Raw genomic sequence first — 266 nt, forward strand, 5'->3', positions numbered from 1 at the left:
CCATTGCTCATCAACTTCATAGATTAGAGAGATGTTTGCTTTATCGAAGGGTATAGAGGTCACTTGCCTTGGCCAGAGTTTTTTAAAGTGCGTAACACGGTGTTGTAGCCAACTTTTAAGACACGGCTTGTTTCTCTAACACCAGAGCTATTCATTGCCATATCAATGATTTGTTCTTTGACATTAGGCTTATATGCCTCGTAAGCGTAATCAAGCTGAAAGGAACGCTTACATTCTATGCAACGAAATCGCTGAAAGCCCGTTAC

The 266-nt window shown here is 41.0% G+C and carries 1 pseudogene; it reads right to left on the bottom strand.

Annotation, left to right across the window (positions count from 1 at the left end):
• Window positions 1-266 (bottom strand): annotated as a pseudogene (locus tag AACW06_RS20420) (IS1-like element transposase); the annotation flags it as partial.

This window comes from Vibrio sp. S12_S33, from assembly GCF_963889785.1.
GTDB classification, from domain to species: Bacteria; Pseudomonadota; Gammaproteobacteria; order Enterobacterales; family Vibrionaceae; genus Vibrio; species Vibrio aestuarianus.